The organism is Lentzea sp. NPDC054927 (assembly GCF_053610285.1).
Genome location: NZ_JBSGXZ010000026.1, coordinates 23,592 through 44,268 on the forward strand (window position 1 = coordinate 23,592; position 20,677 = coordinate 44,268).

At 68.5% G+C, this 20,677-nt stretch carries 19 protein-coding genes; 8 read left to right on the top strand and 11 right to left on the bottom strand.

The window, feature by feature from the left end; genetic code table 11:
* Positions 1–3 precede the first annotated feature (3 nt).
* Positions 4–1,269, bottom strand: a complete 1,266-nt coding sequence (locus ACWGE0_RS28520; protein ID WP_452263968.1) for a Gfo/Idh/MocA family protein — start codon at positions 1,267–1,269, stop codon at positions 4–6.
* Between the two features lie 124 nt (positions 1,270–1,393).
* Between ACWGE0_RS28520 and ACWGE0_RS28525 the strand changes: the two genes are divergently transcribed.
* Both ACWGE0_RS28525 and ACWGE0_RS28530 read left to right on the top strand, forming a co-directional pair.
* On the top strand, positions 1,394–2,299 hold the full coding sequence (locus ACWGE0_RS28525) for a nucleoside hydrolase (protein ID WP_452263969.1): 906 nt from the start codon (positions 1,394–1,396) through the stop codon (positions 2,297–2,299).
* 54 nt (positions 2,300–2,353) lie between these two features.
* Positions 2,354–2,914, top strand: a complete 561-nt coding sequence (locus tag ACWGE0_RS28530) for a hypothetical protein (protein WP_452263970.1) — start codon at positions 2,354–2,356, stop codon at positions 2,912–2,914.
* A 55-nt stretch (positions 2,915–2,969) separates the two neighbouring features.
* Here the strand turns inward: ACWGE0_RS28530 and ACWGE0_RS28535 are convergent, their stop codons facing one another.
* The 3 genes from ACWGE0_RS28535 to ACWGE0_RS28545 form a co-directional block, all read right to left on the bottom strand.
* Positions 2,970–4,436 (bottom strand): hypothetical protein, encoded by a 1,467-nt coding sequence (locus ACWGE0_RS28535; protein WP_452263971.1) that lies wholly within the window; start codon positions 4,434–4,436, stop codon positions 2,970–2,972.
* A 245-nt stretch (positions 4,437–4,681) separates the two neighbouring features.
* On the bottom strand, positions 4,682–5,146 hold the full coding sequence (locus tag ACWGE0_RS28540) for a hypothetical protein (protein WP_452263972.1): 465 nt from the start codon (positions 5,144–5,146) through the stop codon (positions 4,682–4,684).
* A gap of 24 nt (positions 5,147–5,170) precedes the next feature.
* On the bottom strand, positions 5,171–5,683 hold the full coding sequence (locus tag ACWGE0_RS28545; RefSeq protein ID WP_452263973.1) for an N-acetyltransferase family protein: 513 nt from the start codon (positions 5,681–5,683) through the stop codon (positions 5,171–5,173).
* A gap of 77 nt (positions 5,684–5,760) precedes the next feature.
* Between ACWGE0_RS28545 and ACWGE0_RS28550 the strand changes: the two genes are divergently transcribed.
* Both ACWGE0_RS28550 and ACWGE0_RS28555 read left to right on the top strand, forming a co-directional pair.
* Complete coding sequence (locus tag ACWGE0_RS28550) at positions 5,761–6,210, top strand: winged helix-turn-helix transcriptional regulator (protein ID WP_452263974.1); 450 nt, start codon at positions 5,761–5,763, stop codon at positions 6,208–6,210.
* 86 nt (positions 6,211–6,296) lie between these two features.
* Complete coding sequence (locus ACWGE0_RS28555) at positions 6,297–7,757, top strand: alkaline phosphatase family protein (protein ID WP_452263975.1); 1,461 nt, start codon at positions 6,297–6,299, stop codon at positions 7,755–7,757.
* 1 nt (position 7,758) lies between these two features.
* Here ACWGE0_RS28555 and ACWGE0_RS28560 read toward each other — a convergent pair whose 3' ends face one another.
* Entirely contained in the window at positions 7,759–10,746 is a 2,988-nt protein-coding gene (locus ACWGE0_RS28560) for an AfsR/SARP family transcriptional regulator (protein WP_452263976.1), read from the bottom strand.
* 49 nt (positions 10,747–10,795) lie between these two features.
* On the bottom strand, positions 10,796–11,722 hold the full coding sequence (locus ACWGE0_RS28565; protein WP_452263977.1) for an Lrp/AsnC family transcriptional regulator: 927 nt from the start codon (positions 11,720–11,722) through the stop codon (positions 10,796–10,798).
* An 85-nt stretch (positions 11,723–11,807) separates the two neighbouring features.
* Here ACWGE0_RS28565 and ACWGE0_RS28570 point away from each other — a divergent pair, with 85 nt between their 5' ends.
* A complete protein-coding gene (locus tag ACWGE0_RS28570) occupies positions 11,808–12,422 on the top strand; it encodes a class I SAM-dependent methyltransferase (protein WP_452263978.1) in 615 nt (204 codons plus the stop codon).
* On the opposite strand, the gene ACWGE0_RS28575 is transcribed toward ACWGE0_RS28570, so the two are convergent.
* A complete protein-coding gene (locus tag ACWGE0_RS28575) occupies positions 12,379–12,981 on the bottom strand; it encodes a TetR/AcrR family transcriptional regulator (protein WP_452263979.1) in 603 nt (200 codons plus the stop codon). The two genes, ACWGE0_RS28570 and ACWGE0_RS28575, sit on opposite strands and share 44 nt — an antisense overlap.
* 63 nt (positions 12,982–13,044) lie before the next feature.
* Here ACWGE0_RS28575 and ACWGE0_RS28580 point away from each other — a divergent pair, with 63 nt between their 5' ends.
* Both ACWGE0_RS28580 and ACWGE0_RS28585 read left to right on the top strand, forming a co-directional pair.
* Positions 13,045–13,518 carry a DUF1453 domain-containing protein gene (locus ACWGE0_RS28580; RefSeq protein ID WP_452263980.1) on the top strand — a complete coding sequence of 158 codons (474 nt, stop codon included), beginning with the start codon at positions 13,045–13,047 and terminating at the stop codon, positions 13,516–13,518.
* Complete coding sequence (locus tag ACWGE0_RS28585) at positions 13,505–14,722, top strand: aminotransferase class V-fold PLP-dependent enzyme (protein WP_452263981.1); 1,218 nt, start codon at positions 13,505–13,507, stop codon at positions 14,720–14,722. The genes ACWGE0_RS28580 and ACWGE0_RS28585 overlap by 14 nt, the downstream gene beginning before the upstream one ends.
* Here the strand turns inward: ACWGE0_RS28585 and ACWGE0_RS28590 are convergent.
* The 4 genes from ACWGE0_RS28590 to polA form a co-directional block, all read right to left on the bottom strand.
* Positions 14,712–15,767, bottom strand: a complete 1,056-nt coding sequence (locus tag ACWGE0_RS28590; RefSeq protein WP_452263982.1) for an Hsp70 family protein — start codon at positions 15,765–15,767, stop codon at positions 14,712–14,714. The two genes, ACWGE0_RS28585 and ACWGE0_RS28590, sit on opposite strands and share 11 nt — an antisense overlap.
* A gap of 56 nt (positions 15,768–15,823) precedes the next feature.
* The gene (locus ACWGE0_RS28595) at positions 15,824–16,450 is read right to left on the bottom strand and encodes a SecDF P1 head subdomain-containing protein (protein ID WP_452263983.1); all 627 of its coding nucleotides are present in this window, start codon (positions 16,448–16,450) and stop codon (positions 15,824–15,826) included.
* A 40-nt stretch (positions 16,451–16,490) separates the two neighbouring features.
* Positions 16,491–17,063, bottom strand: coding sequence for a glycosyltransferase (locus ACWGE0_RS28600; RefSeq protein ID WP_452263984.1), 573 nt, complete (start codon positions 17,061–17,063; stop codon positions 16,491–16,493).
* Positions 17,064–17,521: 458 nt separating this feature from the next.
* On the bottom strand, positions 17,522–20,302 hold the full coding sequence (gene polA / locus ACWGE0_RS28605) for a DNA polymerase I (protein WP_452263985.1): 2,781 nt from the start codon (positions 20,300–20,302) through the stop codon (positions 17,522–17,524).
* Between polA and ACWGE0_RS28610 the strand changes: the two genes are divergently transcribed.
* Positions 20,301–20,660 carry a hotdog fold thioesterase gene (locus tag ACWGE0_RS28610; RefSeq protein ID WP_452264054.1) on the top strand — a complete coding sequence of 120 codons (360 nt, stop codon included), beginning with the start codon at positions 20,301–20,303 and terminating at the stop codon, positions 20,658–20,660. The two genes, polA and ACWGE0_RS28610, sit on opposite strands and share 2 nt — an antisense overlap.
* The last annotated feature ends 17 nt before the right edge of the window (positions 20,661–20,677 follow it).

Genomic DNA, 20,677 nt, shown 5'->3' on the forward strand with positions numbered 1-20,677 from the left:
CTCTCATCGGAGATCGATGACGTCGACGACGTGGACCGGTTCCCCGGTCTCGAAGCTGCGGTTGGCGGCGAAACCAGTCAGCAGCGAGAACGTGCCGTCGTAGTGCGTTGCCTTGCGTCCCAACGGGTCTTCCTGCCCGGGCGGCCCGTACAGCGCGTCGACCATGCGTTGGTCCGCGCCACCGTGACCGTCCCGGTCGTACTCCAGCGGGATTTCCTCGCGTTCCTCGAACAGGCGCTGCACGGAGAGCTTCGCCCACCCCTCCTCCGGGTTGGCGTTCACGCCGTGCACCGTCGGGTTCTGGCTCGACACCCAGGAGTTCTCGCAGACCTCCAGTTCGAGCCGCCCCTTGCTGCCGTTGACCATCAGCCGGTAGCCCTCCCACGGCGAGTAGGCCGTGAGGTGGTAGGTCAGGTTCGCACCGCTGGCGTAGCGCACGAGCACCGACATGTCGTCCTCAATGGACACACCGGGTTCGAACGGGTTCTGGTCGCGGCGGTAACCGTCCTCGTGCTGTGCGTCGAGGTAGAGCTTCTTGAGCCAGTCGTTCTGCTCAAGCTTCATCGCGAACCGGTCGTCGCGGGCGTAACCGTGGCGCTCACCGTTTTCGGCGCCGTAGAAGAACAATCGGCCGTGCGCGTACACGGTTTCGGGCACCGAGCCGACCCACCAGTTGAGCAGGTCGAAGTGGTGCGTCGCCTTGTGCACCATGAGACCGCCGGAGTTGGCCTTGTCGCGGTGCCAGCGGCGGAAGTAGTCGGCGCCGTGCCGGGTGTCGAGCAGCCACTCGAAGTGCACGGACCCGATCTCGCCGACAGCGCCGTCCGCGAGCAGTTCGCGGACCTTCTCGTGGATCGGGTTGTAGCGGTAGTTGAACGTGACGGTGACGTTGCCGTCGTTGCGGTGCACCGCGTCCAGGATCTTGCCGGCCGACGGCACGTCCGTCGTCATCGGCTTCTCTGTCACGACGTCGCGACCGGCGTCGAGCGCCTCGACGATGTACGTGTCGTGGAAGCGGTCGACGGTGGTCACCACCACCACGTCGACCCGCTGCTCGTCGAGCATCTTGAGGAAGTCACCGGCGTCGTACGTGGGGACCGGCTCGACCCCCTGCTCAGCGAGCCGGTCGTTGTGGACGTCCATCCGGGTGCGGTTCACGTCGGCGAACGCGACGAGCTCGCAGGTGTCGGCGTGCTCGACCGCGATGGCGTGGATGTGCCGCTCGGCTCGCGATCCCGTGCCGACCACGGCATAGCGCCTGCGGGCCATCAGAACCTCCCCGGTAAACGGTTTCCACACGCTAGCCGCACCGGCCCTGACCTCGTCAAGGGTTCGCGAAAACCTTTTCTTTCGTTTCATGGACATGAATGGTTGACGCCCGTATGAAGGGGCCATGCCCACCCCTGTTGTGCTCGACTGCGACCCCGGCCACGACGACGCGATCGCGATCTTGCTGGCTGCCGGCTCGCCCGAGATCGACCTCCGCGCGATCACGACCGTCGCCGCGAACCAGACGCTCGACAAGGTCACGTTAAACGCGCAAAGGATCTGTTCGGCGGCCGGAATTTCGGTGCCGATAGCGCGGGGCTGCGCCCGGCCGTTGGTGCGCCCGCTGTACGTGGCGGAGGACATCCACGGCGAGTCCGGAATGGACGGCCCGGCGTTCGGCTCGATCACTGTCGACGTGGTCGAGGAGCACGCGATCGACGTCATGCAGGCGCACATGCCGGCCACCTTGGTCGCCACGGGAGCGTTGACGAACGTGGCTGCCTATCTGACTCGGTACGGACCTTCTGCCGTGCGCGAGATCGTGCTCATGGGTGGATCGACCGAGCGCGGCAACACCACGCCGTACGCGGAGTTCAACATCTACGTCGACCCGGAGGCGGCCGCGATCGTCTTCAACAGCGGTGTGCCGCTCACGATGATCGGGGTAAACGTGACGCATCAGGCGCTGGTGACGCCGTCGGTGGTGGCGCAGTTGAACGCTTTGGGGCCGTTGGGACGCATGTGCGGGGACCTGATGACGTTCTTCGCGGCGACCTACCGCGAGGTGTTCGGGTTCGAGGCGCCGCCGTTGCACGACCCGGTGGCGGTCGCGCGGGTGATCGATCCGACGCTGGTGACGTGCGTCGAGGCGTTCGTGGGAATCGAGACCACGGGGACGTTCACGCGCGGCGCGACCGTGGTGGATCTGCACGGCAGGCTCGGGCGGGAGCCGAACGCGCGGGTGGCCGTGGGGCTGGACGTGGACAGGTTCTTCGCCCTGGTCATCGACGCTGTGGGACGCCTCACGTAACGGCGTTGACCGGGCGGCGATGATAGCCGCAAGGGGCAATTCCTTGGGGGAATCATGACCAGTCCAGTTTTCGACCCGCAGCAGCCTGCGGACACCGCGGCGCAGCCGGAAGTCCAGCCCGAGGTCCGGCCCGCGGACACCGTCGTGCAGCCGGAGGTCCAGCCCGCCGGACCGGAGTTCGAGGTGTACACGCCTCCCGCCTTCGCGCCGCCGCAGCAGTTCGCCGCGCCGATGCCGGCACCGGTCCCTCCCAAGCCGAAGAGGGCCGGCGTGGTCGTGCTCGCGATCTTCACCGTGCTGCTGTTCGGCGCGGCGGGAGCGTTCGGCGCGCTCTTCTTCGTGGAGAAGGCGCACTCCGCCGACCTCACGAAGCAGATCGAGACCAAGGACCGGGAAGCCGTGGACCTCACGAAGAAGGCCAAGGACAGCAAGGACGACGCACTGCGGGCCTCGGACGCGCAGAAGCAGGCCGAGAGCGCGCAGAAGAAGGCCGAGGCGGACGCGGCGACGTCGCAGCAGTGCCGTGACGCGGCACGTGAGCTGAGGTCGGCCGCCATCGCGGGCGACCAGGCCAAGGGCACGGAAGCAGCGAAGAACGTCTTCACCCACTGCTGAGGAACCAAAAAGGGGCGGCGACTCGAGTGAGTCGCCGCCCCTTTTCGTTCGTCAATCAGCTGATGCCGCGGTCACTCAGCAGCGCCCACTGGCTCCAGCCCGCCTTCTCCTTGTAGAAGCGGCGGATCAGCTTGCCGTCGTCGGTGCGGGCGAAGACCTCGACGGTCTTCGTCTGCGCGTGGTACATCGCGTTCGGCGCCTCGGAGACCTTGGTGTTGCCGAGCTTGGCCCACGTGGTCCAGCCGTTGGCGGTGGCGCGGGAGTGCTCGACAATGCCGCCCTCACCGAGCTGCACGACGTCGATCGAGCCGGTCGTCGAGTTGAACACCGCCGACGGCGCGCCGGTGCCCTTGCCGCCGAGCGACTTCCAGACACCCGCCGCGTACTGCTCGACGCTGCCGGACGCGCTGCGGACGAAGACCTGGTCGACGGCGACGCGCGGGTCGCTGACGATCTTGGTGTCACCCTGGTCCTGCCAGGAGGTGCCGTCCCACTTGACGAGCTTGTCGTCGGAGGAACGCGCGTAGACGTCCTTGTCCATGACGGCCGGGTCGCCCTGGATCTTGCGGTCGCCGACCGGCGCCCACTTGTCCGTGAAGCTCAGCAGGGTTCCGTCGGCACCACGGGCGAAGACCTCGACGGCCTTGTTCTTGGCGTTCCAGTTGAGCACCGGGTTGCCCGCGACGGCCGTGTCGCCGAGCGCGACCCACTTGCCGTCGACGCGGCGGTAGACCATGCCGTCGGTGCCGCGTGCGAACACCTCGACGATCTTCGTCTCCGGGTTCATCAGCGCGACCGGGTCACTGCCGAAGAGCTCGGGGCCGAGCTGCTGCCAGCCGTTCCAGCGGCTCGTCTTGTGGAAGTTCGTGATGATCGTGCCGTCCGCGGCGCGCGCGTAGATCTCCAGCTGCTGCTGACCGGTGTTGGAGATCTGCGGGCCGGCGTTGACGACGGGCTTGTCCGTGACCGGGGTGTCGCTGGTGGCGGTGCCACCGGCCTCGACCAGGCCGTTGTAGCGCAGCGGCACGTACCGCTTGGCGGTGCTGGCGCTCCACACCCGCTGCACCGGACGGCTGCCGTCCGGCCCTGCCTGCTCGCGCACGATCGGCCGCGTCTTGGCCGCGTCCGCCCAGCCGATGAACAGCGCGACGTGGTTCTCGCGGTCGTTGAGAGCGTCACCGGGACGGAGGTCCGCCCAGTCGATGCGGTGCGCGACCTGCTCGAGGATGTGGGTCGTGTAGGAGATGCGCAGGCCCCAGGCCATCGAGACGAAGCCGGAGCAGTCGGTGCGGTAGGCGCCGTACTTGTTGCCGAAGCAGTCGGCCTGGCTGTACGGCACACGGGCGCTGATCCACGTGCGCGAGCGCGCCAGGATCTCAGTGCGCGTGATCTTGGAGTTGGCCTCGTACGTTCCGCAGACCACCCCGCCCTCGGCAGCAGCGACCGCGACGTCTGGCATGGCCAGCGTCGAGCCGAACGTGATGGCCGCTGCGGCGACCGCCAACATCCCCCACGACTTCATGCCGGTCACCGTAGCAAGATGATGTGAAGTTTTGGTCCGGTCGAACGGACCGACTTCGGGCTCATCGCCCGGTTCAGCGACGATCTTGAACTGGCGGTCGCGGAACGGTTGCACGGCGTAGGTGACCTGGTGGCGAGGGGGAGCCGGTGCTCGCGCGGACTCGGCGCCGCAGCCCTCGACGGTCAACCGTGAAGAGCCGGCCGAACGCTCGGGCAGCGAACTCCGCCCGTGCGGCCGCCTCGAACTCACGGTTCGTCGACGCTGAGGTAGCGGCGCGGCACGTACAGCCCTGGCTCCGTCTCGTACGGATAGGTGACGGCGCGCAGCCGGGTGCGCTGCCCACCGGCCTGTTCGTACGCCCAGTACCGGCCGGGTTCCTCCGCCCACGCCGCGAAGATCACGACGTGCCGGGTGAGGTTGGTGCCGTCCGCGCGGATGAGCACGTCGCCCGCCCGCAGCTCGGCGGGCGGGATCAGGCTGCTCACCACGGCCAGGCCGGGGGTGTCGAGCCCGCCGTACCGGTCCTCCGGTTTGCCCGGCAGCCCCCAGGCCATCGACACGAAGCCCGAGCAGTCGGCGCGGTAGATGCCGTACTCGTTCTGGTGGAACTTCGTCTGGCTGTACGGGACCGAGTCGCGCAACCACGAACAGGCGCGCTCCACGATCTCGGAGCGGCTGATCAGACGTCCGGCGGAACGTGCGGTGGTCACACGGCCATCGTCGCGGCACGACCTCTAAATGTTCTGCAAGCTCTCTATAAGGTCGGCGTCCGTGATCTCCGCGGTCACCCACGCCAGCGGGTAGCTCAGCTGAATCGTGTCGATTTCCCTGGTCAGCCGCACGCCGGGCAGCACCCTGCGCACCAGGGCGAGCATGCCCTCGTTGTCCGGCAGCACGTCGCCGTGCAGTTCCGCGACGCCCATCCTGGCCGCGACCGCGGTCAGTTCCTCCAGCAACCGGCGCCCGACGCCACGGCGTTGCCACAGGTCGACGACGGCCACGGCGATCTCGGCACCGCACTCGCCGGTCTTGATCAACCTCGCGATGCCGACCGGGTCGCCGCCGATCCGGGCGCACACGGCGGCATGCCGTTCGCCGTCCACGTCGGTCAGCACCCGGCGGGCCGAGGCGGTCAGCCGGGGCGTTGGCGAGTGAAACCGCAGGTAGCGGCTTCGGGCGGACAGTCCTTCGAACACCGCGTCGACAGCTTCTCCAGCGGTATCGCGGTTGAGCTCGGTGACGCGCATGAGGATCGACCCCTCTGAGTTCGGAATCCGAACTGTAGCTGAGTTCGAAAAACGAACGCAAGGGATATCCTGGGCTCATGTCGTACGCGAGTTTCGCCAGCCTGCCCTGCACCCTGGGCCGCCCCGCCGCGTTGCTGGGCGAGCGCTGGACGCTGCTGCTGCTCCGCCAGGTCTTCCTGGGGACCCGCCGCTTCGAGGACTTCCAGTCCACGATGGACATCTCGCGCAGCGTGCTGACCGACCGGCTCAACGTGCTGCTGCAGGAGGACGTGCTCAAGCGTGTGCCGTATCAGCACGAGGGCCGCACACGGCACGAGTACCGCCTCACGGAGAAGGGGCGCGACCTCTACCCAGTGCTGATGGCGCTGCGCACGTGGGGCGAGAAGTGGATGGCCCCCGAAGAAGAGGACGAGTCGTTCCACCTGCACCACCGCGACTGCGGCGGCGGCGTGCGAGCGAAGGTCGAGTGCACTGAGTGCGGCGTCGAGCTGACCGCGCGCGACGTGCAGGTGACGGCCAGGCAGTGAACTTGTACTGACAACCGTCAAAGCCCGGATGAACTTAAGACGCACTCCATTGCTGAAGACGGTTTCAGACCGCAAGTCTGCTTGTCATGACAAGAGCTGCTCTTGCGTTGCTTCTGCCCCTGCTGCTGATCTCCCCGGCCGCCGTCGCGGCACCCGCGAAGACGCCGAAAGTCCTCGTGATCGGCCTCGACGGTGCCCGCTACGACAAGCTGCTGTCCGCTGACACGCCGAACATCAAAGCGCTGCTGAACCGCGGTTACGGCGCCCGCAGCGCGTTGTACGGGTCGGGCATGGCCCAGACCTCCAGCGGCCCCGGCTGGTCGACCGTCCTCACCGGCGTGTGGCCGGACAAGCACAAGGTCAAGGACAACTCCTTCTCCGGCAACGCCCTCACTTCGTATTCGAGCTGGCTCGAGCGCGCCAACACCGCGAACCCGGCGCTGTCGACGTACGCGGCGGTGGACTGGAAGCCGATCAGCGACCAGATCCTGCGCGGCGGCCAGGACCGCAAGTACGTGCTGGACGGCGACACCGCCGGCTACACCGGTTCGGACGAGAAGATCACCGTTGACGCGGAGCAGCACCTTCGCACCAACGCGGCTGACGCGTCGTTCGTCTACCTCGGCCAGATCGACATCGCGGGCCACAACAGCGGTGCGGACTCCTCGCAGTACGCCGCCGCGATGCGCACCAACGACGCGCAGGTCGGCCGTCTGGTCAAGGCCATCGAGTCGCGGTCGTCGTACGCGTCGGAGGACTGGCTGATCATGATCACCACCGACCACGGCCACACGGCGGCGGGCGGCCACGGCGGTGACTCGCCGGAGGAGCGGATGACGTTCGTGATCTCCACCGGGTCGGCGCGCCCGGCGGTGGCGCCGAAGCTGGTGGACGTGGCCGCTTCCGCGTTGCAGCACCTCGGTGTGCCTGCGGCGCTGGACGGCTGCGCGATCGGCACCGCGCCGGTCGACCCGTTCGACTCTGCGACGCTGAAGCCGCGCCAGGACGAAACCGGGGTGCCGGCTTCGGTGCTGGGCTGGACGCACCAGGGTCCGGCGGGCTGGACGGTGACCACGGCGTCCTCGATGCCGCAGGGCGTCGCGGAGTGGCAGGGCTGGTCGTTCACCACCGACGACTTCTGGACCCGCACGGCTCCGTCGCAGTCGCGTGAGGCGAACGTGCGTGCGCGTGGCGTCTTCGCGGTCGCGGACCCGGACGAGTGGGACGACAAGGGTTCGCCGTCCGCACGCGGCAAGTTCGACTCGACGCTCGCCTCACCCGCCTACGACGTGACGGGCAAGTCGAGCGTGAAGCTGGAGTACGTGTCGCACTACCTGCAGGAGGGCACGCAGCGCGGCACGGTGTCCGTGTCGTTCGACGGCGGCCCCGAACAGATCGTCCGCACCCACGACGCGAACGGCCTCGTCCAGCAGATCTCGCTGAACGTGGCCGTCCCGTCGGGTGCCCGCACCGCCAAGGTGTCCTGGCGGCTCTTCGACGCCGGCAACAACTGGTACTGGGCCGTGGACGCCCCGCGCCTGTCCTGACCTAAAGGGCTGAGCGCCATTCCTCGGCGCTCAGCCCTTCCAGTTCGCCGGCCTCACGTGCGCCGAGCCGGGCGAACAACTCCTTCGCCCGCAACCACATCTCGTCGTCGTGCACGGCCGCTGCCAGGTCGCGCATCGTGCGTGCGCGCCAGATCGGCAACCCCAGCGTCGTCCACTGGCTCAGCGCGTCCTCCAGAAGTGCCGCAGCCTCCTCGTCTCGGCCCTGCGCCAGCGCGACCTCGCCCAGCGTCCTGGTCATCAACGCGACACCGAACCTGTCGCGCTGCCGGGTGCAGACCTCCAGGCACTCGGCCAGGAGCTCGTCGACGTCGTCGAGTTCGCCCGCGCGCAACGACGCTTTCGCCACCGACTGAGCCGCGTACGTGGCGCCGAGCTCGTCCCCGGCCTCGCGCAGGATCTGCTCGGCTTCCCGGCTGAACTCGACCGCCATCGCGAACGTCCCCGCCGCCCGGTGACACAGGCTCAACCCACGTAACGCCAAGGCTTCCCCGCGCTTGTCCGCCTCGGCCCGGTAGAGCGCCACACACCGTTCGAACGCTCGCGCGGCCTCGGCCAGATCGCCGTGATCGCAGTGGATCGCGCCGACGCCGTAACTCGCCGCCGCGACGACCTCGTTGTCCCCCAACGCGATCGCCTGGTCGAGCAGCTCGCGGGCCACGCCGAACTCCGCCAGGTCGCGCCGGACCGTGCCCATGCCGACGTACGCGACCGCGAGCGTCGCCCGTTCGTCGATGGCGGCCGCGATGTCCGCCGCCTGCTGGAAGTTCGCCAGCGCCGCGGCGAAGTCGTCCTGCTCGTACCGCAACTGCCCCAGCCCGGCGAGCAACACCGCCTCAGCGCGCCGGTTGCCGCGTTCACGCGCGGACCGCAACGCCACCTCGTGCGTGCGCTGCCAGTTGCCGAACTCGTTGCGTGCCGCGAAAGGCGACGACAGCAGCGACGTGATCACGGTCGTGGTCAGCTCGTCGACGCCGAGGTCGTGCGCGCGTTCGACGGCCCGCACCACCGCGTCCGTCTCGGAGTGCAGCCAGCCGGTCGGGTCCTCCTCGACGTCCTCCTGGAGCCGCGGATCCGGCTCCACCTCGGTGAGGAGCCGCGGCCGCAGCCCCAGCGTCACCCGCGGCAGTTTCTTCACGCCGGTCTCGACGAGCGCGAGCCACGTCTCCAGCAGGCGCGTCACCGCCTCCGTCGCGGGTTCGTCCGCGGCCTGCTCGGCACCGAAGAGCTGCACCAGGTCGTGAAACCGGTAGCGCACCCGTCCGATCTGGTCGACCCCAGCGACGTCCACCAGCCGTAGATCCACCAGATGCTCCACGACGTCTTCCGCGTCATACGGCGAGATGTCGAGCAACGGTGCCGCGACCCACGCGCCGAAGTCCGGCAGGTCGAGCAACGACAGCAGGTGGAAGGCCTTGCGGTGGTCCGCGTCCAGTTCGGCGTAGTTGAGCTTCAGCGACGACCGGATCGCGAGGTCGCCCATCTCCAGCTCGTCGAGCCTTCGCCGTTCGTCGGACAACCTCTTCGCGAGCGTCTTCAACGGCCAGTGCGGCCGCGCCAGCAACTTCGCGCCCGCTGCTCGCAACGCCAGCGGCACCCCACCGCACAACCGCGCGATCCGTTGCGCCGCTTCGGGTTCCGCGCCGATGCGATCGGCGCCGACGATCCGGCCGAGCATCTCCCCGCTGATCTCGTCGCTGAGGAACCCCAGCTCGATCGGCTCGGCCCCCTCCAGCCCGGTGAGCCTGCTGCGGCTGGTGATGATCACGAAGCAGTTCACGTTGCCCGGTAACAACGGCCGGACCTGCGCCTCGCTGCGGGCGTTGTCGAGCACGATCACCAGCCGCCGTTCGGCCACCGTGCGCCGGTAGAGCTCGACCCGCTCGTCCGGTGCCGAGGGCTGGTCCTGGCCGGGAACGCCGAGCAGCCCGAGGAACCGCCCGAGCACCTCCTGCGGTTCCAGATCCCGGCCCGCGCCCCGCAGATCCGCGAACAGCTGCCCGTCCGGGTACACCTTCCGCAACAGGTGCGCGGCGTGCACGGCCAACGCGGACTTGCCTGCCCCGCCGAACCCGGACACCACCACGGTCGGTGTCGCCGTGCTCTCCCCGCGCGTCTCGGTGAGGGCGAGGACCTGCTTCAACGCCTCCTGCCGTCCGGTGAAGTCGCTGATGTCGGGCGGCAGGTGGTGCGGGACGACCGGCTGCGTGGTGACCACCGGCGGCGCGACCACCATCACGGTCCTCGGCGCGGACTCGAGCGTGCCGTTGAGGATCGCCGTCTGCAGGTCCCGCAGCTTCTCCCCCGGCTCGATGCCGAGTTCGTCGAGCAGGTACTCGCGGGCGTCGCGGTACACGGTGAGTGCGTCCGCCTGCCGTCCAGCGCGATGAAACGCCCTCATCAACAGCTCGCGCGTGTCCTCACGCGCCGGGTGCGCGTTCGCCAGCGCGGACAACCGCGCGATGGCGTCCTCGACCCGGTTCTGCGCGATCTCGCACCGGCTGAGCCCTTCCTCGGCGCTCAGCCTGGACTCGTCCAGCGCCATCGCGTGTCCACGGGCGAACTGCGCCTCCACGCCGTGCAACGCGGGTCCGCGCCACAACGCGAGCCCGTGCTGGTAGTGCGTGATCGCCGTGGCGGGATCGTCCGCCCGTTCCGCCTGCCGCGCCGTGGCCAGGTGTTCGGTGAACTGCTCCACGTCGCTGTCCAGGTCCAGCAGATATCCCCGGGCCCTGGTGACCAGCGACTGGCCGACCGCACGCCGCAACGACGACACGTAGGTGTGCACCAACGCGCCCGCCGTCTGTGGCGGTGACTCATCCCAGATCAGGTCGATCAGCCGTTCCACCGGCACGACCTGACGTGGTTGCAACAACAACGCGGCCAGCAACGTTCTCGGCTTCGGTCCGCCGAGATTGACCTGTCTATCCCCGACCCACACCTCGATCGGCCCCAGTACGAGCGCGCTCACGCTCACACCCCCATCCCCCAGTGAATTTCGGTGCGGCTACGAGAATGCCTCATTCCTCGTTGATCGCGACACGTTTCAGCGTTCTCAGCACTGGAGCGGTCTCCAACTCGCGCACACCGGCGAGTCCGCCGATGCGTTCGGTCAGGTAGTGGTAGAGGTCGCCACTGCTGCGGCAGGTGACGCTGGCGACCAGGTTCGCCGGGCCCGTGGTGGCAGCGGCGAAGTACACCTCGGAATGGGTGGACAGGGCCGCGCCTGCCGCCTTGAGGTGCTGGGGTTGCACGCGCATCCACAGCCTGGCCTGGGTGGGGAAGCCCAGCTGGGCGGGGTCGGCGTCCAGTTGCAACTCCAGGACCCCGGTTCGCCTGAGGTGCTCGACCCGTCGGCGGGCGGTCGACTCGGACGTGCCGGCTCTGGTCGCGAGCTCGGCGTACCCGGCGCGGCCGTCGGCCGCGAGGGTGGCGAGCAGCGCTTCGTCGAGGTCCGTGAGCTCGGTCGGCGGTTCTGGTGCGAACTCCGGTTTCAGCGCGGCGACTTCTTCGTCGGTGAGGCATGCGATGCCGCGCCAGGTGCCGGGCGACGCGAAGCCGCGCAGGATGTTGTGGGCGCTCACGTCCACCAGGCGTCTGGGGAGGCGATCCAGCAGCAGTTCGTCCGGACTCTCGACTTGCTGGAGGCAGGAGATCTCGGTGCCGCCGGACATCAGGTGCACCCAGAAGGTGTCCGGGCGCTGCGCGAGCGCTTGCGCCAGCGTCGGCCCGGCATCCGGGGTGCAGCGCAGCCGCAGCGTCCACGCGTGGTGGCCGAGCCGGAACCGGTTGAGCGCGCCCCGCACCCTGATGCCGCGTTCCCTGAGCCGGTGGTAGCGGCGAGCAGCCGTGTGCTCGGAGATCCGGAGGACGCCGGCGATCTTCGCGAACGGGGCGCGGCCGTCGATCTGCAGCGCGTGGACGAGCCTCTGATCGATGGATTCCACCTGTCGGACGGTAGTTGGTGCCAGATTCCGCCGCATTTGCGCAAGTGGCCGATGGATTTGCCCCGGTGCCGCCAATCTTGGTCGCATGGTTGATTTCGAGGAGTTCTACCGGGGCGGCGAACTGGTCGAGGGGATGCCGCACGTCGGCGTGCCGTGGGACATCGGGGCGCCCCAGCCGGTCGTCGTGGAGTGGGAGAGGGCAGGACGGTTCCGCGGGCACGTGCTGGACGCGGGGTGCGGCACCGGGGACAACGCGATCTTCCTGGCGTCGCGCGGGCTGCGGGTGACCGCGGTGGACATCGCGCCCACCGCGATCGAGACGGCTCGCACCCGAGGTGACGACGTCGAGTGGGTGGTGGGCGACTCGGCGGCGTTCACCGGGCGGTTCGACACCGTGCTGGCGAGCGCGTTGATCCACTGCGTGCCGGGAGAACAGCGCCCAGGCCTGGCTGCGGCCCTGCGGAACGCGGCAGTGGACGGCGCGTTGCTGAACCTGACCTCGCTCGCGGTCGAGGGAAGCCCGTTCGACGTGACCGAGCCCGAACTGCGGTCCGCACTGGAAAGCGCAGGCTGGGAGATCACCAGGTTCGAGCGGGACGTCATCGTCCTGACCGGCGTCAACGACCTGCCCGAACTGCCGGTCTGGGTCGTGGAAGCTACCGCAGCGAGTCGAGGTGCCGGCGCAGCACCGACACCGTGAGATCCGGCGTCATCCGGTCCGGGTGCAGCACGCCGTCGACGGTGAGGCCGTTCAGCAGGGACGCCAGCCGGTCGGTCTCCAGCGCGATGTCGAGGTCGGCGGCCACGGTGCCGGCCTCGGACATCACGGTCAGCGCCCGATGGCACAACGCGCGCAGCCCGTCGTAGAGCCGTTCGGCATGTGGCAACAGTGACGGCCGGGTGCGGGCAGCGGTCGCGAAGGCCAGCCACAGCACGGCCTCGTCGCGCCGGCGGTCGTCGAGCGGGAGGACCTCGGACAGCACGCGTTCGGCCGGGCGACGGAGGTCCGTGGGGTCCGCTAGCGACCGCACGTGGTCCATGACGCGCTGGTCGATCGACTGGATCAGGGCTTCGACGGCGAAGATGATCATGTCGTCGTGGCTGTCGAAGTAGTGCCGGATCGAGCCGATGGCCAGGCCCGCCTCCACAGCCACGTTGCGCAATGAGGCCTGCTCGACGCCATCCCGGACGACCACGCGGAACACCGCCTCGGCGACGGCCTGGCGGCGGGCGGCGGGATCGACGACTCGAGGTGACACCTCCCTTTTGTAGCATGACCCTGCTAGTTTAAGTAGCAGGGTCATGCTACTAAGGGGGATGCAATGACGTATGCGCTGATCGCGGCAGGTGTGCTGTACGTGCTGGTGCGCAGGTTCATCGGCGAGCCGCTCAACGCCAGGGACCTCCTCGCGCCGCCCGCGTTCCTGCTGTTCTTCGGCATCCGCGCCGTGGAGGAGTTCCACCTGATCTACCTGCTGCCGCTCTTCGCCGGGTTCGCGTTCGGCGCGTTCCGGGGGATGACGATCAGGCTGTTCGAACGCGACGGGCACCTGTGGCAGCGCTACACGCCGTGGACCTTGCTCGTGTGGGTGACGTCGTTGGGCGTGAGCGTGGGGCTGGGGCTGCTCATCGGCGGGCACGCGCCGACGCAGCTGTCCATCGGGGTGAGCATGCTCGGCGAGTTGTTCACGATCGGGGCCAAGGCGCTGAACACCGGAATTCCGTTCGCTCCGGACCAGAAACCGCTGTCCAACGACGTCCGGGAACGGTTCTATGGAAGGCATGGATCGTCGTGACTTCCTCGTGGGGACCGGGCTTCTCGCCGTCACGCCGACCGCCGCGTCGGCCGCGCAGGGAGTGGACTGGGGTGCCGTGCGCCGCGAGTTCCGGCTGGACCCGGCGCTGATCAACCTGGGGCTGTTCTACCTGGCGTCGAACCCGCGGGAGGTCCGCAACGCGATCGAGAGCTTCAAGCGCAAGCTCGACGCCAACTCGCACGACCTGATGACCGGCCAGGCACAGGAGGTCGCCGTCGCGCTCGGGCAGTACGTCGGCGGCGGCCCCGGCGACATCGCGTTCGTGCCCAACACGACCATCGGGCTCTCGATCGTCTACGGCGGCCTGAAACTGCGCCCGGACCAGGAGCTGCTGCTCAGCGACCAGGACCACTCGTGGCACCAGCAGGCCGCCCAGCTCGCAGCGGGACGGGTCGGCGCGAAGGTCAGGATCGGCACGCTCTACGAGAGTTCGGCGAAGGTCACCGAGGACGAGGTCGCGTCGAGGCTGCGGAACTCGATCACACCGCAGACACGGGCCGTGGGCGTCACCTGGGTGCAGTCGAGCACTGGCGTGAAGATGCCGGTACGGGCGTGCGCGCAGGTCGTCGCCGAAGCCAACAACGGCCGCAAACCGGAAGATCGCTGCCTTCTCGTCGTCGACGGCGTGCACGGACTGGCTGCGGTCGACGACGACGCGGCGCGAATGGGTGCGGACGTGTTCGTCGCGGGCACGCACAAATGGCTGTTCGGGCCGCGCGGCACCGGCATGGTCTGGGTGAACCCGCAGGTGAGCAACCAGATCGTGCCGCTGCTGCCGAGCCTGAGCAACCGCAGCGAAACGGCGTTGCTCGGGCCGGGCGGCTTCCACGCGTTCGAGCACTACTACGCGGTGAAGGCAGCGGTGGAGTTCCAGCAACGCCTCGGCCGCAACCGCGTGGCGGCCCGGATCACCGAGCTGGCCACGAGGTTCAAGGACGGGCTCGCCGAGATCCCCGGCGTCGTCATCCACACCCCGCGCGACCCGCGGATGTCCGCGGGCCTGGTGTGCTTCGACGTCGCCGGGCAGACCGGCAACGAGGTCGCGGCGCGGCTGGAGCAGAAGCGCATCCAGATCACCACGGCTGCCTACCGAATCCCGTACGCGCGGATCGGCACCGCGATCCTCAACACGCCGGACGAGATCGACCGGACGTTGAAGGAGATCCGCGCGCTCAGCCGCTGATCCGGGGCAGTTCCGCGGTCCCGGGCGGCTTGAGCACGACGCTGGTGGTCTCCACCTGCACCTTCGGCCGGTCCATGGCCTCGTGCGCGGCCCACCCTCCTCCGAGGATGACCACGAGCAGTCCCATGGCGATGAACGGCGTGGTCGGAATCCGCCGCTTCGACTTCTCCTCTTCGCGCGGCACCGGCACGTAGACGGTCGTTTCCTCGGACGGCTCGGGTTCCAGCTGCTTGGCCTCGAGCAGCGCGCCCATCGCGGCCGCGCCGTCCGGTGCCCGCAGCACCGGGATGTGCAGCCGTTCCGCGATCTCCTTGACCACCAACGGAATCCGTGCCGACCCGCCGACGAGCAGGATGACGTCCGGCACGCACAGACCCGCGGTGCGAACGACGCGTTCCAGCGCGTCCACGACGAGTTCGACGGACGGCCGGATGATCGACTCGAACTCCAGCCTGCTGAGCCTGATCTCGCGGACCTCGGCGTCGACCACCACCGGAATCCGCACCTCGGGATAGCTGCCGAGCAGTTCCTTCGCCTCGACGCAGCTGCGCACGAGCTCTGGGCTGTGCGCCCGGATCTTCGCGATCACGTGCTCCGCGACGAGGTCGTCGAGGTCGAACCCGCCGATCTCGACCCGCTCCGGCCGTCCGGTCAGCAGGAACACGCTTTGCTTGCGCAGCAACGTGATGTCACAACCGGTGGCGCCGAAGTCGAACACCGCGACCGTGCTGTGCTCCGGCATCTGCGCGTTGTCGTCGAACGCGATCGCGGCGGCGTGCGGTGCCGGCACGAACAACACGTCCGCGCGCCCCTCGTCGATCAGGTCGTTGCGGAACTGTTCGAGGTACTCGTGCGGCCAGGTCAGCGGATGCGTCATCGCGACCCGGCTCGGCGGCTCCCCGTGCCGTTCCGCGAGGTCGTCGAGGATCTTCGTGACTTCCCTGGCCGCGGCGTGCCGGCGCCGGACGGTGCTGGTGGTGACACCGCGGTCGGTGGCGACCGTGGTGCCTGCGGATCCGAGATCGAGCCCAACCTGGTAAGACATCGCGGGTCTCCCTCTTGCGCGGACACCCACAACACGTATGTCTCAGTTGGTCCGGTTCACCTTCCGCTCAACTGTGCGGCGAGCTGCGCGGCTTCCTTCGCGGTGAACCTGCCGGAGATCTGCGTGGCGCCACCGGTGATCGGCGACTGGATCATCGGCGCGCTGAGCACCCGCCCGTTGATCAGGATCGCCACCTGCTTCCCCACGTGCTCGGTGGTGAATTCGCTCCACACCTTCGCGCCCTGCGAGTCGAACTCGACCGACACGACGTGGCCACCGTCCTGGCTCGGCATGGGCTCGGCCTTGGTGATGCGGTCGCCGTCCAGGAACACCGTGCCGAGGTCGTACTTGGCGTCACCGGCGTTGCAGGTGACCAGCGGGGCGGCCGCGTCGTCGTTGCCCACCAACGGGTCCGGCGCAGTGCAGTCGAACGTGCCGAGCGCTTGCTCGCGGACCTTGTCGTCCTTGCTCTGCCTGGTCGTCCTCGCTGTCTGGACCGCGGGGTCGTCCGCCTTCTGCTGGGGCGCCGGATAACCGGACGACGGTTTCGTGGTCGGGGCTTCGCTCTTGACCTCGCGGAACGTCAGCTTGCCCGTCAGCCAGGCCTCCCTGGTCGGCGCACCTTCCTTGGTGGTCGTGCAGGCGGCGACAACGAGGAGCAACGCGACGGCGAGGATCTTCATGCCGTTGGATTACCACGCTGCCGCCGTCCGCATCAGGCGATTAGAGCTCCATCAGCCGTTTCGCCGCGACCCGCGCACCGTCCGTGCGCACCTGGGTGGCCACCTTGGCGGCCTGTTCGGTGAGCTGGAGTGCCTCGGCAAGTCCTTCGCTGGTCACCGCTTTCGCCGACCGGCCGATGTTCAGTCGCTCGACCTGGCTGCCCCAGTAGTACTGGTCGTACATGTGAGGCAGCACGATCTGCGGCGTGCCTGCTGCCGCGGCCGTTGTGGTGGTGCCGGCGCCACCGTGGTGCACGACGGCGGCGACGCGGCGGAACAACGCCTGTTGGTTCACCTCACCGATCGCGATGCAGTCCGCCGCGTCGTCGGTGAGCTGCAGGTCGGCCCAACCTCGTTGCAACACAACCCGTTTGCCGAGGACGCGGGCGGCCTCGACCGCCTCATGGACCGTGTCCTGGGCTCCACGCATGCTGCCCAGGCCGAAGTAGATCGGCGGTTCGCCGTCCGCGAGGAACGCCTCCAGTTCCGGGGCGGGCGGGCGGTCGTCGTCGATCGGATCAAGGCCGAGCGTGGCGCGCTCGGTGTTGAGAGCAGTGCGCGAACTCGCGAACATGTGGCGTTGCTGATCCCAGGCAATGTGTTCGCGCAGATGCTCGCGTACACGTAGTGCGCGTTGATGCTTTCCGCGATCGAACGGGTGGCGTGCTGCAACGCACCGCCCGTCACCAGGACGTCCGTCCCCTGCGCCGCCTGCCCCGCGACCCGGAACTGCTCCCGCACCGACTCCTCGGCCAGCCTGCCCAGGTCCTCTGGCTTCACCTTGACTGCGGTGGCGGTGCGCAGGTTCGGGCCGGCCGGTGTGAAGTCGATGCCGTTGCCGGTCACCAGGTCCCCGAAGTCCGGCGGCGCAACGACTTTCACGTCGTTGGTGGACACCAGAAATCGCATCGTGAAACCCCTCAATCCCCTGGTCAGGCCACGAATTGTGAGGGGCGCCCCCGGTCTTGCGGCAAGACCGGGGGGCGGTTATAAGTTGAGGTGGGGCGAGGAGCTCGTCGGCGACGACTGCGTCTAGTGAGCGGCGTCGTCCCAGGAACGACCCACGCCGACCGAGACCTCTAGCGGGACCAGGAGCTGGTAGGCGTTGCCCATCTGGTCGCGCACCAGGGCCTCCACGGCCTCGCGCTCGCCGTCGGCGACCTCCAGGACCAGTTCGTCGTGGACCTGCAGGAGCATCCGCGAGCGCAGGCCGGACTCCTCCAGCGCGCGGAAGACGCCCAGCATGGCCACCTTGATGATGTCCGCGGCGCTGCCCTGGATGGGGGCGTTGAGGGCCATGCGCTCGGCCATCTCGCGACGCTGCCGGTTGTCGGAGGTGAGGTCCGGCAGGTAGCGGCGGCGGCCCAGGACGGTCTCGGTGTAGCCGTCCTTGCCGGCCTTCTTCACGATCTCGTTGAGGTAGTCACGCACGCCGCCGAAGCGGGCGAAGTAGGCCTCCATCTGCTCACGGGCCTCTTCGGTCGGGATGCGGAGCTGCTGCGAGAGACCGAACACCGACAGGCCGTACGCCAGGCCGTAGGACATGGCCTTGATGCGGCGGCGCATCTCGCCCGTCACCTCGGCGGTGGGGATCGAGAACGCCTGCGACGCCACGTAGGTGTGCAGGTCCTCGCCGCTCTTGAACGCCGCGATCAAGCCCTCGTCGCCGGACAGCGTGGCCATGATGCGCATCTCGATCTGGCTGTAGTCCGCGGTCATCAGCTCCGCGAAGCCGTCGCCGACGACGAAGGCCTGGCGGATGCGGCGGCCCTCGTCCGTGCGGATCGGGATGTTCTGCAGGTTCGGGTCCGTCGAGGACAACCGGCCCGTGGCGGCGATGGTCTGGTGGAACGTCGTGTGGATGCGGCCGTCGTCGGCCACCGACTTCAGCAGGCCGTCCACAGTGGACTTCAGCCGCGTGACGTCGCGGTGCGAGAGCAGGTGCTGCAGGAACGGGTGCTCGGTCTGCTCGAAGAGGTTCTGCAGCGCGTCCGCGTCCGTGGTGTAGCCGGTCTTGGTCTTCTTCGTCTTCGGCATGTTCAGCTCTTCGAAGAGCACCGTCTGCAGCTGCTTCGGGCTGCCGAGGTTGATCTCCTTGCCGATCACCGAGTACGCGTCCTGCGCCGCCTGCTTCACGCCGGCCGCGAAGTGCGCCTCCAGCTCCGACAGGTGCTCGACGTCGATCGCGATGCCGACGGCCTCCACCTCGTCGAGCACGTTCATCAGCGGCAGTTCGAGGTTCGCCAGCAGGTCGGCGCCGCCGATGGTGACGAGCTCGGTGTCCAGGCGGTCGGCGAGCTCGGCGACGGCCCGCGCGCGCAGGATCGTGCTGGTCGCGACCTTCTGGGCTTCCTCGGACTCGTCGGTGAGCAGCGAAAGCTGGCCGTCGCCGGACTCCTCGGCGCGCAGCTCGCGCTTGAGGTAGCGCAACGCCAGGTCGTCGAGGGCGAACGAACGCTGGCCGGGACGCACCAGGTACGCGGCCAGTGCCGTGTCCGAGGTCAGGCCGCGCAGCTTCCAGCCGCGAGCGCGCACGCGACGCAACGGCAGCTTCAGGTCGTGGCCCGCCTTGGCCACGCTCTCGTCGGCCAGCCAGGCGGCCAGCGCCTGCTCGTCGGCCTCGTTCAGCTCGGTGACGTCGACGTACCCGCCCTCACCGGTGGCCGTGCACAGCGCGACGCCCTCCAGGTCGGTGGTGATGCGCAGCGCGACACCGACCCGCGTCTTGCGCGCGTTCTCGTCCAGCCACTTCTTGAGCGTGCCCGCGGGGATGGCGCCGCCGGAGACCTCGAAGCCCTCCTCGGCCTCGGGCTCCGCCGTGGTCAGGGTCTGGAAGAGACGGTCGCGCAGGACGCGGAACTCCAGCTCGTCGAACAGCTGGTGCACGGCGTCGCGGTCCCACTGCCGGGCCTCGAGGCCGTCGATCGTGTACGGCAGCTCGACGTCCTTGATCAGCTCGGTGAGCTGGCGGTTCATGATGATGTTCGCCAGGTTGCCGCGCAGGGCCTCGCCGACCTTGCCGGGCACCTCGTCGATGTGGTCGACCAGCTCGTTGAGCCCGCCGAACTGGTTGAGCAGCTTGATGATCGTCTTCGGGCCGACACCGGGGGTGTTCGGCAGGTTGTCCGACGAGTCGCCGCGCACCGCCGCGTAGTCCGCGTACTGGTCGGGCCGCACGCCGTGCTTCTCCTCGACGTATGCGGGCGTGAACCGGCCCATCTCCGAGACGCCCTTGACCGGGTACAACACCGTCACCTGGTCGTTGACCAGCTGGAACGCGTCGCGGTCGCCGGTGACGATCTCCACCTCGACGCCCTGCGCCACGGCCTGCGTGGTCAGGGTCGCGATGATGTCGTCCGCCTCGTAGTTCTCCTTCTCCATCGTGGGGATCTGGAGGGTGGCGAGCACGTCCTTGATCAGGGAGACCTGGCTGCGGAACTCGTCCGGCGTCTTGGTGCGACCGGCCTTGTACTCGGGGTACTGCTCGGAGCGGAACGTCTTGCGCGACACGTCGAACGCCACCGCGACGTGCGTGGGCTTCTCGTCCCGCAGGATGTTGATCAACATGGACGTGAACCCGTACACGGCGTTCGTGACCTGGCCCGTCTTCGTGACGAAGTTCTCGGCGGGCAGGGCGTAGAACGCTCGGTAGGCCATCGAGTGACCGTCGATGAGCAGCAGTCGTTTCACGTCTGAGGAAGTCACGAGCCCGAGTCTAGGGTGGAGGTCTGACAGTTTTGCTTGAGCCCTTGGAGCCTGCGTGACCCCCGACCTGCCCGCGGAGTTCGCGGACGAGCAACTGCACGTCCGCATGGGTATCGAAATCACCCAATGGGATGTCCAGGAAATGATCGGCACCATGCCGGTCAAGGGCAACCGCCAGCCGTTCGGCCTGCTGCACGGTGGCGCGAACGCGGTCCTCGCCGAGCAGCTCGGTTCCCTCGGGTCCGCGCTGCACGCCCACCAGTTCGGCACCATCGCCGTCGGCCTCGAGCTGTCGTGCACCCATCATCGGGCCGCGCGCGAGGGCATGGTCACCGGCGTGGCCCGCCCCATCCACCTCGGCCGCAGCACCACGACCTACGAGATCGTCGTGACGGACGAGGACGGCAAGCGCACCTGCACCGCGCGCCTCACGTGCATCCTCCGCCCCAAGCCGCCGGGAGCCTGAACACTGGGGTAAACCAC